The sequence below is a fragment of the Nostoc sp. genome (genome assembly GCF_036917515.1).
Taxonomy (GTDB): Bacteria; Cyanobacteriota; Cyanobacteriia; order Cyanobacteriales; family Nostocaceae; genus Nostoc.
Genome location: NZ_JBALDE010000161.1, coordinates 15275 through 28132 on the forward strand (window position 1 = coordinate 15275; position 12858 = coordinate 28132).

The following is a 12858-nucleotide window of genomic DNA, read 5'->3' on the forward strand; positions in this document are numbered from 1 at the left end:
TATTTGAGCGATCGCTGGAATCGCATTAGTAGTTTCAGTATACAATAAAGCTATAACTATCAAGCGATATTCTATATGCATCGCAAATTATGATATACTTTCTTCTACAAATTGGATATTTATAGAAGTCATCAACATCTCAAAGTAATAAAATAAAAGTTGCTAAATACGCCAGTCATCAAAATTTAGCTTTATATTAAGCGACTGACGAATCTAGCAAGCTTTAAGAGAAGGGTATAAATAGCTTAATAGATACCCTCAGTATCTTAAAAAGTTCAAGAGTGCTAAATTTCAGCACCTGATTTCGCTTCAGTACCCATTGGCGAAACATAATCACGGAAAAGAGTAATTTGCTGTTCAAACTCTAATAGTTGAATTTTGCTAAACAATGGTTTAGCTTCGGAAGGAAGTTCATAATCAGCAGGTACAGTAATTATACTCCCATCGTCCATCCCTTGAGATAATCGATACCAAAATAGGAGTTTTGTGGTATCACCCAAAGAGCCATACTGACGAGAAATTTCGCTATCCGCTTTGTTGATTAAATCACGCTGAACTTGTAATTGTTGTTCTTGAGATAATTCCTTAACTTGATTAAATAAACCTTCAGCTATTTCTGGAGAAGCAGTACTGGCTCCAGGAGCGGCCGGAGTAATTGTACTTCCCATTTCTTTATAGATAAACCAAAACAATGCAAGCTGTTGATCTGCATTTAAATTTTGCCAAGCTTGAACGTGTTCGCGAATAGTTGGATCGTTGGTTTGTGTAGATGTCATGATTAACTCCAAATCGCAATTATTTATTTATTCTTAAAAATGTTATCAAATGTACATTTGGAGTTCTACCCTACTGAAGACAGATGTCTTAAAATCATAAAGAAGATCGTTTAAAGCTAAAATAATGCTTGACAAGTGCCAAATGAAAGAGTTAGCAATTATAAGTCTGTTGCCAAATTAAAAGATTATTAAAAGGTATTTCTTTGGGTAGATGTTAGCTTGATTATAATAGTGGTTTTAATTATAATTTATGCATTGACAGAGGCAATCAACTGTGGATTAAATCTTGTTGGAAGGCTTTGCATTATAATTCTCTTGTAAGTGAGTTACTACCTTTGGTCGCAGCCTTTAATAAGCCAAAGCAACGGCAAACAAAGTATAGTTTTGAGTCTTTGGGTTTCTTCGAGTTTAATAGGAAATCAAACGGACGTGAAATTATAATACGCAGTAGGGGTATACAGCTAACTGTACGCCCCTACTAAAAACCTATATTTAATGCAACTGACGAAACGCTACAATCTATCATCAGTAAGGGTGAACGCTTTACCCAAATATTAGAAGAGTTTGTTGGTTAGATACCAGCCTTCGTAATATTACTCATTTATTGGCAAAAAGTTATTAGTACTTACTGCCAAGTAAAGATTGGAATGCATTTAACGTCGAACTTATTTAAGGATTTTTTTGCCTGTTTGTGCTGCACTTTCCCCAACATCATTAGCAGTTTTTTCAGCACCTTCTACGTAGCCAGATCCAAATTGTTTAAAGGCTTCTGCTGACTCTTCTCCAATCTTTTTAAGTCGTTCACCAGGAGCACCTTCGGTTTCACGAGCTTCTTTATTCCACTCCCCGATTGTTCTCGGTCTTTGAGAATCATTTTGCTCTATCTGTTCGCGAACTCTTTCTTTTAAGCCTGTGTTACTTTGCCCAGGAGCAACATTCGTTGTCAGTATTAGAAAACCAACTATGACAACAGCCAAAAAACCTTTTATTTTAAGTCCTTTAAGGAGGGAACTGATTTGACTAATAGTCCTAGAAATCAAATTTATCATGCCGAATTAGTTTGTTTTTTGGAGTACAAATTAAAGATTACCTATAAAAAAATAATTATCCTTCTAACAAAAGGCATATCTCAGTGATGAAACATCCTAGATGATACTATACCAATCATCCGCAAGCAAATCAACTAAATCAAACCATTCATAGAGGTGAAAAAAAATCTAGAAATTAGCAATGCTAAGTCTCTACAAGGGTTCTGGATAACGCATATTCAATTTCGCCAGATATGTATTAACAGCAATATTTAGTTAGCCACGATATTTTTCATAGATTGCTTGATTTTGACATCACCCAAGCGGTAGAAATTGGTGTACTCACTTTTACTTAATACACAAAATAACTCCAAATCACTCAAAATTGGTTTGTGGTTGCCTAGAGTAAATGGTCGATAATTAGGCAAAAAAGCTGATTTTGCGTAAGAATAAGGCTTTCAAGACCATTGAGAACAATTGACGATGTGAGAAAACGGTTGAGATTAGCATAAATTTCTAAAATTCACTCAAAAAAAAGCATTTAAATGCTTAATAATAGCTTTCTGAACGGTATTACTCTTTGTTTATAAATTATGCTTGAGATTCCTTGTCTAGATAAATGTAGCACTAAATACATTTTTCATACAACATTTGGTTTTTAATACAAGTATAAATAAAAAAAACATATATCTTTGGTTGTAAAAATTATCAGCCTTAAAAGATAGATACTTATGGATAATTCCGAAATAGTTACTAATAACAATCAACAGTCACATGACTTTTAGACTAGTACACTGTGGCAAAAGTTTGCCTACCTTTAACAAGTTGCTTGAACAATTTGTCTAGTTAATTAAGATGGTAGCTGGATTTCTGCTGTGCTGTACTAGAAGTATTGTTTATCTGACTGAGTGAATTTATATTGTAATCCCTAGATATTTGAAGGGCTTACAGATAAAAAACTACTCGACATTTTTCTTTAACACGAGAACTGCTTCAGGTGGAAAGCTAAAGGATGAAATACTGGATAACGAAATTAGCAATCTATATAGTATTACTGTATAGCTTGTTGCTATCAAATGATTATGCCGGAGCAAACCAACTTTCAAATACTTCTAATATTGATATACAGCAATTAAATCCACTGCCAGGAGTTGAAAACGTAGCAAGTATTAACAAGTATCTTACTGAGATTAAAAAGGAAGATTTTTGCCGATTTAATGGGATTGTTAATCGGATAGATAAACTTGAAGGACTCTTCACACTTTATTGCAGCGAGGATTCGGGAAAAGTTTTCTTAGAACTTAAGCCAGAGCAGTTAAATAAAAACTACCTAGCTATAGTGACATTGGAATCAGGCATTGGGGAAAGTGGGATTTATAGTGGATTACCTCTTTCTGATTTTATCTTTTACTTCCGAAGAATAAATAATAGATTGCATTTTGTTGTGCGTAATGTAAAATTCCGTACAGACAGTATAGCAGAACAGCGATCGCTTGCTCGTTCATTTAGCGATTCAGTTCTTTATTCACTCGAAATAGCTACTATCGATCCAAAGAATCAAAATATTCTAATCGACCTGAATGGACTACTAATGCAGGATTTTCCTGGATTAACTCCTCTATTAAAATACTCTTTGCAAGCCGATTACCGCTTAGATGCACACAAATCATATTTTGGTGATGTTAACAGTTTCCCAGAAAACATAGAGATTGATTCGATTTATGGTTTTTCATCGCTAGAAGGCTCAAATTTAATCACCGTACCTGATAGTAGGTCACTCACTCTAAAGGTACACTACAGTTTTTCTCAGTTAAGAGAAAACAATGGTTATATTCCCAGACTTGCCGATGATAGAGTTGGATATTTTACTACTGCTTTCCAAGACTTTTCTGATAATAATGCTCGTGAATCATTTGTACGTTACATTAATCGCTGGCATTTAGAACCATCCGATCCTAACGCCTTTTTATCTCTACCGAAAAAACCAATTGTGTATTGGATTGAAAATGCTGTACCACTAAAATACCGAGATGCGATTCGTGAAGGCGTTTTGATGTGGAACAAAGCATTTGAAAAAGCCGGATTTAAAAATGCGATTGAAGTGCAGCAAATGCCAGATGATGCTGATTGGAAACCAGCAGATGTACATTACAACACTATTCGCTGGTTCAATTCTTTAGATGCAGGTTTTGCCAAAGGCCCGATGCGCGTCAACCCATTTACTGGGGAAATATTGGATGCAGATATTATTGTAGATGCCAATATGGTGCGTTTAGTTCAGCAAGAATATCATGCATTAATCGAGGCAAATTCATGTCCTGAAAAGATGAAAGGACATGAACACGCAAGGAAATATCTGGATAGATTTTTTGCATCATCTTCCTCTGCTCTGTTTTTCTCCTCTGAGTCCTGCTATGGTATGGAGTCTTCAAATCAAGCAGCTATGGGGGCGTTGGCGTTATCAATGTTGCCAAACACTACACCTAGTAGTGAAACGATGAAGGAGTATGTACATCAATATTTACGTTCTCTCATCGCTCACGAAGTCGGACACACTCTGGGTTTGCGTCACAACTTTTATGGCAGCACCATGTTAGCGCCACAAGAATTAAATAATACTGAAATCACTCACACCAAAGGTTTAGTAGGTTCGGTGATGGACTATGTACCTGTGAATATAGCACCACAGGGAGTACGGCAAGGTGATTATTTCCCCGGAGTTATTGGGCCTTATGACGAATGGGCAATTGAGTATGGTTATAAAAAATTTCCAGCAACAGCACTTGAGGTAACGATTCCAGAATCAGAAAAAAGTTTTTTAGACCAGATTGCACTAGCATCGCCTCAACCAGAATTATCTTACGCAAGTGATGAAGATATTTGGGATATCAATCCTTTGGCAAATGTCTGGGATATGAGTAATGATGTGCTACTTTATTCACAGTGGCAAATGGATAATGCTCGTTTTATGTGGCAGTGTCTTGATCAGGGTTATTTATCGAAAAGAGAAAGCTATAGTAACCTACGCCTGAAATTTAATAGAGTACTTAAATATTATTTTCGTAACGCCACTTTGCTTTCTAAATACATTGGTGGACAATCGTTTCGGCGTCTCTATCCCAATGATGATGCTTGGGCATTTGTACCAGTTTCGCTTTTAAAACAACGTCAAGCGTTGACAAAGTTACAAGAGTATGTATTTTCTGAAGATGCTTTCAGCTTTTCACCACAATTGCTCAATCAACTAGCACCGTCACATTGGGAACACTGGGGTAGTTCTGCACCTAATAACCGCCTTGATTATCCAATTCACGATCGCATTTTGAGTTTTCAAAGTGGGATATTGCGATCGCTATTAGACAGCGATCGCCTGAATCGGTTACAAGATATAGAATTAAAAACCCTGCCTGGAGAAGCGCTTTCCATACCAGAATTGTTCGACAGTCTGCAAACAGGTATCTGGACAGAAGTTTTCGCCCCAGGAGAACCAAAGCCAATTTCTAGCATCCGCCGTTCATTGCAACGGGAACATCTGAATATTTTGTTACAGATGATGTTGGGTACTACTAATACACCTGAAGATGGGCGGACATTGGCTTGGTATAAACTGCGCCAACTGCAAAAAGCCATTGATGTCAGACTCAAACAACTTGGCGAAAGTCTTGATATTTACACCTTAGCTCACTTAGAATCTTCTGGCGATCGCATTACTAAAGCATTAAACGCGCAGTTAGTTTCTAGGTAGCCACAATACTCTTAAATGTACATAGCAAAGTAGTCCTCATAAATTTCAGTATTAGTTGATAGCGTTTTTTCTACTTTTTCACGATCTACATCAATCGCCGAACTCGTACCATTGCTCAGACTCTCTTCGGGCATGAAATCGCCACAGTATTCATTGGCGGGTACGGCTTGGTTCATCTTTTTGGGATAGCTCAAACCCAGATGGCTCATGATGGCGATAAATTGATCGCGGCTGCGATTGGCAAATCGGGGATTGAGACGTTTTTCTTCACCAATAGTGGAAACAGTGCGCCCTTTATAGTCATGGGCGGGATAAACCAGGGTGTCCTCTGGGAGAGTAAATAACTGTTGTGTCACTGTCTCGTACAGAGTACCTGCATCGCCCGATTGAAAGTCTGTGCGTCCACAACCACGAATCAACAAAGCATCCCCCGTTAACAGATGGGTATTGTTGACTAAATAAGCCAAATGGCTGTCGGTATGCCCTGGTGTAGCGATCGCCTCAATCCGCACCGCCCCCACGATTAAGGTTTCACCATCGGCAAGGGAGTGATCCGCAGACCTACTAGCAGTGGCATTCTCAGGTACCATCACTTGACAACCCGTTTGTTGTCTAAGTTTGCCAGCACCAGTGATATGGTCAGCATGAATGTGAGTTTCCAAACAGTAGCCAAGACTCAACCCCAAGTCATCCAACACTTGTAAATCACGGTCAACCTGCTCCAATACTGTATCTACTAGTACCGCATCTTTAGTCTGACTGTCCGCAATCAGATAGGTGTAGGTGCTAGATTCTGGGTCAAAGAATTGGCGAAACAATAGCGTTGACTGGGGTATGGCAAGTTGAAGGTCACTATAGTCTTGTTCAGCGGTGCGAGAAATGGGCGAAACGGGACGTACCCGCACTGGTAAGGACTGCAACACCGTTGTCGCCAATGCCTGGGCCTGCTCGCGTAGTTCGGGAACAGCGATCGTTTCCCACAAATTGCCTTTGCGGGGAGTGCCCAAGGTATAGAGTAGACTTGAAGGTTTACCCTGAGCATCTAATACAACACCATCGAGGGTAGTATCCAAACCCAAGCCAATATCGTTGGGGCGGATCAATCCTTGGGTGCGTAAATTGGCAATTAGAGATTGGGGCGATCGCTGATAATTTGCTTGTACTCCAGTACAATTCACCACGCGACCGACTTGCAAAACTTGATTACTTTGCGTTTGGCGCTGGCGAACGGTCACTGCCACCGCGTCAGATGCCGCCTGATAGCCCTGAATGCGCCCTGCGGTAATAGTTAGTTGTCCGGAATCCAACATTGCCTGGACAATCTTGCCAATTTCGGGGGCAATTCGATGGCGATGTACATCCCAATAGGGGGTGACATGGCGCAAAAGCCGTTTTTGCTCCAGGCGCGGCAGTTGTTGCCAGAGTTGCTGGGTGATCGGACGCAGGGAATCAATTACTGATCGCCAGTTGTAGCCCTGCGCTGCTGCCGTTTCCATCTCACTGCGAATGCGCCGCAGCAAGCCGCGAACTGTTTTCGGCGCGGTGTCTGGGGTCAAAAAGGCGGGGTAGGGTTTAGTCGATTGATGCGGTAGCGGAAACAATCCCCGGCGAGACACGGCATAAATTTTGCCTTGATGGTTGCGATCATGGAGTGACACCACCATATCCACCATCGTCAATCCAGTGCCAATCAGCAATACAGGCGCATCAGGCTTCAGCTCTGCCAACGCCTCAGCTGACCAGGCATGACGTAGGTAGGGGGTGTCATTGTCCTTAGAGGATTGCGAGCCAGGAGGGGGAGAAGGAGCGTTTCCCAGTGCCAGTACAATTTTGTCTGCCACGAAAGTACGGCTGCTACTTAAGGAGACGATCGCGCCTTTGGCTTGTGGCTCCACTGCCACTACTTCATCGATGACGCGCTCTAGCCGGACGTTACTCGATGCCGTGGCTTCAGCTTCCTCCAAAATCGACTGGATATAAAGCCCGAATATCTGACGGGGAATAAAGCTGCTGGCATTCAAGTCACTAGGTAGAAATGTCCCTAACTCACTGCGGTTATAGTTTAACCAGCGCAGCAGATGACTAGGATCGTTGGGAAAGGCACTCATCTTACCTATGGATACATTCAGCAAATGGCTGATGGTGTCCGTGCTGTAGGCGACTCCCTTGCCAATGTCGTGACTGCGCTCAATCAGTTTAATTAATAGGGGACGGTTGGCAGTTTTTAATAGGTGAGCCGCTACTAAAGAACCACTAAAGCCAGCACCAACAAGGGCGATCGTGGTGGTTGAAGGATGTGCGATCAGGACATTAGAATGCATCACTGTGCTAAATAGAGTGTATGGTGACTACTTTCGCAATTAATTTAACTACTATATACTGGTCGGTTTTTGGGAGTATAATATCATGTCCGGTTAATTAGTTATAATTTCCTTTCTCTATGCAGAAAGTCCAAAAACCGTTCCTTTCTGCTCTTCTGCACCCCTGCCCCTGAAGCGGACAATCATGATAAGTCTTTAACCGGACATGATATAATTTCAGTCATTGTCTATTGTAACGAGATTACTTTGGTTGACTATGAAAATATCTTTTAATTCTTAAAGATACCGCTGCAATAGACCAATAAAAACTTCTGGTATTTCCAAATGAGGTAATATTCCAGTATCTGCGATCGCATAAAAATCTTGAATTGCCCTTGGATTTAAATTTGCCAAGCGTTGTCCTAGTTTAATGTTGGTAAATTGTGCTTTTTCTCCCCAAAAAATGACGGTGGGAACTGTTAGTTGTTGAATATATAAACTCAGATCGAAGTAAAGATCACCTCGCAAAAATGCTAAAGCAGCAAACTTGGCATTAGATTGTTGTGCTGAGGTTAAATAAGCCTCCACCATTTCTTGAGATACTCGTTGTGACTTAGCAAAGAGAAAACTTTGTAAAAAATTTCGGACTGCAATTTCATTTTCAGCACCAAGCAGATAAATAAAATTGTCTAATAGAGGCGCATTAATTACCGAAAGCGGAAGTCTGCGTCCAGCACCCTGGCCAAAATCATCAAATCCAGATGGAGAAACCAAAAACAGTGATTTGAATAAATTGGGTTGAACAATAGCTAGGCGGATAGCAAAAGCGGCTGTGATAGATGAGGCTACCACTGTCACTGGCTGGCGACAAGTTTGGATGATAAACTCTGCGATCGTACTGAGATAATCCCTAATTTTATAATCCCGCACTGGATGGGCCGATTCTCCCCAGCCGATGAGATCAGGGGCTAAAATGTGGTAATTAGCGGCAAAAGCTGGGTAAACTTTAGACCATTCATAAGCAGATGCTCCCCCACCAAAGTTATGGAGAAATAGTAATGGGGGTAAATCTTCAGCGTCAGTAATCGCCCAAGGTGCATTCGTTTGAGTATAGTAAACCATTGCCCCCAAGAATGTATGGATGACTTTATGTCCAAAGCCAGGAGGTTGAAACTGAAGCATAAAATTAAAAAGTTTAGTTTATTTGAATTTGCATACAGTCAAACTAATTCAGGAATTAAAATACATTTGTCTAAATAGTTCAAGAATCAGGAGAACATTTTAGGACTTACGCAATAACTCTCTAAAACACTCTATTCTTCTTTGCGAGACGCTGTACAAACGTTTAGTTTACGTTCTTTACAGTTCGTTTTTTCCTAATTTTGCGTAAGTCCTGCATTCGATGAATCAATATATCAATTACTACTAAATTATAGTTCCTGACTCTTGGTTGCTCAATTCTTACAATTCCTAATTCATAGCTTACCTTTATTTTTTATCGGCATCTCCTGTGATTTGAACGAGTTGATGAAGGTTATCACCACTAATATGATATGCTCCCCCAAAACCAATAACAAAACGACCTTCACTTGGAGTTAGCCGGAAAATCCGAAAGTCAGATAAGCCACGCAAAACCTCGATAATTTCACCAAACCGCCCTTGAAATTGCTCAACAATTTGATTCCAATTGTCAGTTTCACGCTCTATCAAAGTTGCCGTACAATCAAAACTCAAACGACGACGGGCAAAAATTAGATTACTTTTAGCTTCATCCTCAATAAACAAGACACTAACATGAGGATTGGCATAAAGATTTTTGGTATGAATCGAAAGACCACTGACATAAATGTAAATATTTTTGGAATCATCCATTACAAAGGGAGCATAACTAGCATTGGGTATTGCCTGGGCGCTGACAGTGCTAATAATCACACTCTCAAATATTTCAGGAAACTTTTCATACTCAGCTTGAATGTTTTCAAGTTGACTCATAAGTAGATTACCGCTTGATTAGGAACACCTAATTAAGTATCTTAACGTGATTGAGCGATGTCTAGGATGGGCTACAGCTATGCATGGAATGCCCAAAAAATAAAAGCGATCGCTCCCTTGAACTCAAGAGCGATCGCTAATTTTTGAATTACAGAATACAGTTTAAGCAGCAACAGGTTCCAACAATTTAATGTCAGAGAAAATAAATTCCTGAGTAGAAAATTGTCCTGCTGTCTCGGTGCGAATCTCCCGACGATTTAGGATGAAATAGTCACCAACTTTTTCATACTCATCAATAAATTCGCTTCTACCGCCCTTTTGTTCCCCACTTTTGGGGTCATTGTACACAGAGTCATAGGTATGGGATAGATAACCTTCGCCAGTGTCGTGACTGCTGAAGGTGTCAATGGTAACAAAAGTACCGTGGATTAGACGGTGAACATGGCAGACTTCATTATTGCGGACTTTGTATTTATCGCCTTCAGCCTTACCACCCATTAAAAGCTCAACCGCACCAGTTTCGTCAGTTTTACCATAGCTAAACGTATTGGCGCTGTGAGTGTCTTCAAAGCTGCGGCGGATGCGGTGAATTGCTATTTCCCAGGCTTGACCATGAATTGCCTGCTTGGCTGACTGATCATCTACATCCAAAACTTCGGCTTTGAGATTGGCGTTGATGATAACTTTGCCTGTAAACACTTTATCATCATGCTTAAAGGTAATATTTGCGGTATAACCAGGGAAATTCTTGTCCCAAGTATAGCGGTTTTCATAAGCAGCCCGGAAAAGTTCCTGAGCAGAGAGTTGTGTAACTGTCATGTGCTTCTCCTAGTCGCTACTGTAATTAGCGTTTTAGTTTCCTTGGTATTAGCATAGAAGTAATTGTTGAGGCTTGGATAGTCCCCAACTGGGTACACTTATGGCTAATTCTCTACACGCTGTATTTCAGGCGATCGCTAATGTCCAAAATGAGCAAGAGTTAAGACTTGCTCTTTCGGATCAAATTAGCGAGCATTTTGGCGTGCAAAATTGGGGTATTTATCTTTTAGATGAGCAGCCAACCACTGAGATTAATGTTCCAGGCATTCCGGCAGTATGCTTAGAGAGCAATCCAGTCGGGCGCTATGTGGTTGAGCGTCATGCTCCCGCTCATGAACAGTTATTATTATCGCCAGGAGACTGGAAGCATTTTTGTTCGCGTTCCGACCACGAACACGTGATGACCGGGCCAATTGTTTGCGATGGTCGTCTGGTAGGAACGCTTAACTTGGCACGTGACAAGGGAAATCCTGCCTTTAATGGCAACGATTTAGCTGACTTGAGCGCTTTATGTATTCATTTGTCAGCAAAAATGGCAACCCTACGGACAAAACCTAAAATATCCAATTCCCTTTTAATAAGTCCTCTAACAGCGCGTGAGTTAGAAATTGCCGAGTTGGTGGCACAGGGGTTAACGAATGCGGAAATCGGAGAAAAACTTTGGATTACGCAAAATTCCGTCAAACAAGCTTTAAAGAGGATGTTCCGGAAGTTGAAAGTTTCGGCGCGTGCAGAAATGGTGGCAAAGCTACAAGAGATACAAGTTTCTTGAATGGGACAGGGGGCAGGGTTTTTGGGCTTTCTAGGTAGATTCGGGAATTATAACTAATTAACCGGACATGATATGAAAACTGTAATTCTCGTTATAAAACCCAGTTTTAAAACAAGAATTGTATTGAGTGGACTGTAGCGAGATACAATTCTTACTAGCAGAATCAAAATACCCAGGTTGCAACCGTTTGGCAGAAATAATGGAAGATTTGTCGCATGAATCTCTCGGTTTGAGCGTTATCCAGGTTTTAGAAAGAGTGATAAATGAGATGAACAATCACCAACTTTGCCAGAGTTGAATTTAACCACAGAACAAATTTTTCGCGCTGGTGTGGTCAGCTAAATTTAGAGTGTCTATTAAAATTACATTAGAATTCAGGAGTCACAAAGGAACCCACACACAACTGTTTACGCTAATTTACTTCAAATTATGTCTAATGACACAATTATTCAATCTGAATTATTGGATGACAAAACTGATAAAGAGCAAAACTTCTGTAAAATTCTCAGTGTACAAGAATTAAGGCTTCTAAACGATCGCTCCAACAGCAAAGGGCTAGTTCAATTGGCTTTGTACCTTACAGTCATGGTTTGCAGTAGCTACCTATGGGCAACAAACTTTGGTAATTGGTTGGTGGCTATACCAGCACTGATAATCTACGGCTTCAGTCTGGCTTCGATGTTTGCACCAATGCATGAATGCGTTCACAGAACAGCTTTCGCTAACAATCGTTTGAATGATGCTGTAGCTTGGTTTTCCGGCTTGCTCTCATTTTACAACAGCACGTTTTTTCGTCTTTATCATAAATGGCATCACCGTTACACTCGCGTTCCTGACAAAGATCCAGAATTGACCGATCCCAAACCAAGCAACCTGGGCAAATACTTGTTGATAATTAGCGGTTTACCGTGGTGGTGGGGTAAAATACGCGGACATTTTCAAGTTGCGACTGGTCAATTTGACAATTTTCCATTTGTGCCAGAAGCAGCACGAGCCGAAGTTATGCGTTCTATACGTTGGCAATTAGGTATTTATGCAGGTGCGTAGGCGAAGCCCGTCGTAGACATCGCTCTTTCAATTGTAGTTAATCAGCCTTGGTTTTTCCTATATTGGCTGCTACCTCTGCTTGTCGGTCAGCCAATTCTCCGTTTCATTCTGCTAGCAGAACATACAGGTTGCACTCTTGACGCAAATCTGCTCACAAATACCCGCACAACGCTCACACTCTGGCCTGTACGATTTTTTATGTGGAATATGCCATTTCATGCAGAGCATCATTTGTACGCATCAATTCCGTTCCACGCGCTACCAAAAGCACATCAGCAATTGAGCAAACACTTTACCCACATTGAACCTGGTTATCTAAAAGTCAACTGGAATATTATAACTAATTCCTAATTGGGCATTGGGTATTGGAAAGAGACAA

9 protein-coding genes and 1 pseudogene are annotated in these 12858 nt (G+C 40.5%); 3 read left to right on the plus strand and 7 right to left on the minus strand.

Features of this window, described 5'->3' with window-relative positions; translation table 11 throughout:
• Positions 1 to 284 precede the first annotated feature (284 nt).
• The 3 genes from V7K89_RS21070 to V7K89_RS21080 all read right to left on the minus strand — a co-directional run bounded on the left by V7K89_RS21070 (position 285) and on the right by V7K89_RS21080 (position 2232).
• Complete coding sequence (locus tag V7K89_RS21070; protein ID WP_335190541.1) at positions 285 to 776, minus strand: orange carotenoid protein N-terminal domain-containing protein; 492 nt, start codon at positions 774 to 776, stop codon at positions 285 to 287.
• Positions 777 to 1441: 665 nt separating this feature from the next.
• Positions 1442 to 1825: a hypothetical protein gene (locus tag V7K89_RS21075; protein WP_335190543.1), complete on the minus strand. Its 384-nt coding sequence runs from the start codon at positions 1823 to 1825 to the stop codon at positions 1442 to 1444.
• Positions 1826 to 2076: 251 nt separating this feature from the next.
• On the minus strand, positions 2077 to 2232 hold the full coding sequence (locus V7K89_RS21080) for a hypothetical protein (RefSeq protein ID WP_335190545.1): 156 nt from the start codon (positions 2230 to 2232) through the stop codon (positions 2077 to 2079).
• 584 nt (positions 2233 to 2816) lie between these two features.
• On the opposite strand from V7K89_RS21080, the gene V7K89_RS21085 reads away from it, so the two are divergent.
• Positions 2817 to 5549, plus strand: coding sequence for a zinc-dependent metalloprotease (locus tag V7K89_RS21085; protein WP_335190547.1), 2733 nt, complete (start codon positions 2817 to 2819; stop codon positions 5547 to 5549).
• A gap of 11 nt (positions 5550 to 5560) precedes the next feature.
• Here V7K89_RS21085 and V7K89_RS21090 read toward each other — a convergent pair whose 3' ends face one another.
• The 4 genes from V7K89_RS21090 to V7K89_RS21105 form a co-directional block, all read right to left on the minus strand.
• Positions 5561 to 7870 (minus strand): FAD/NAD(P)-binding protein, encoded by a 2310-nt coding sequence (locus V7K89_RS21090; protein WP_335190549.1) that lies wholly within the window; start codon positions 7868 to 7870, stop codon positions 5561 to 5563.
• 276 nt (positions 7871 to 8146) lie between these two features.
• The gene (locus V7K89_RS21095; protein ID WP_335190551.1) at positions 8147 to 9031 is read right to left on the minus strand and encodes an alpha/beta fold hydrolase; all 885 of its coding nucleotides are present in this window, start codon (positions 9029 to 9031) and stop codon (positions 8147 to 8149) included.
• Between the two features lie 306 nt (positions 9032 to 9337).
• Positions 9338 to 9841, minus strand: a complete 504-nt coding sequence (locus V7K89_RS21100; protein WP_335190553.1) for a HugZ family pyridoxamine 5'-phosphate oxidase — start codon at positions 9839 to 9841, stop codon at positions 9338 to 9340.
• Between the two features lie 162 nt (positions 9842 to 10003).
• Positions 10004 to 10660 carry a DUF3386 domain-containing protein gene (locus V7K89_RS21105; RefSeq protein WP_335190555.1) on the minus strand — a complete coding sequence of 219 codons (657 nt, stop codon included), beginning with the start codon at positions 10658 to 10660 and terminating at the stop codon, positions 10004 to 10006.
• A gap of 100 nt (positions 10661 to 10760) precedes the next feature.
• Here V7K89_RS21105 and V7K89_RS21110 point away from each other — a divergent pair, with 100 nt between their 5' ends.
• Both V7K89_RS21110 and V7K89_RS21115 read left to right on the plus strand, forming a co-directional pair.
• Positions 10761 to 11432 (plus strand): LuxR C-terminal-related transcriptional regulator, encoded by a 672-nt coding sequence (locus V7K89_RS21110; protein WP_335190557.1) that lies wholly within the window; start codon positions 10761 to 10763, stop codon positions 11430 to 11432.
• A gap of 585 nt (positions 11433 to 12017) precedes the next feature.
• Positions 12018 to 12830, plus strand: a pseudogene (locus V7K89_RS21115) (fatty acid desaturase).
• Positions 12831 to 12858 lie beyond the last annotated feature (28 nt).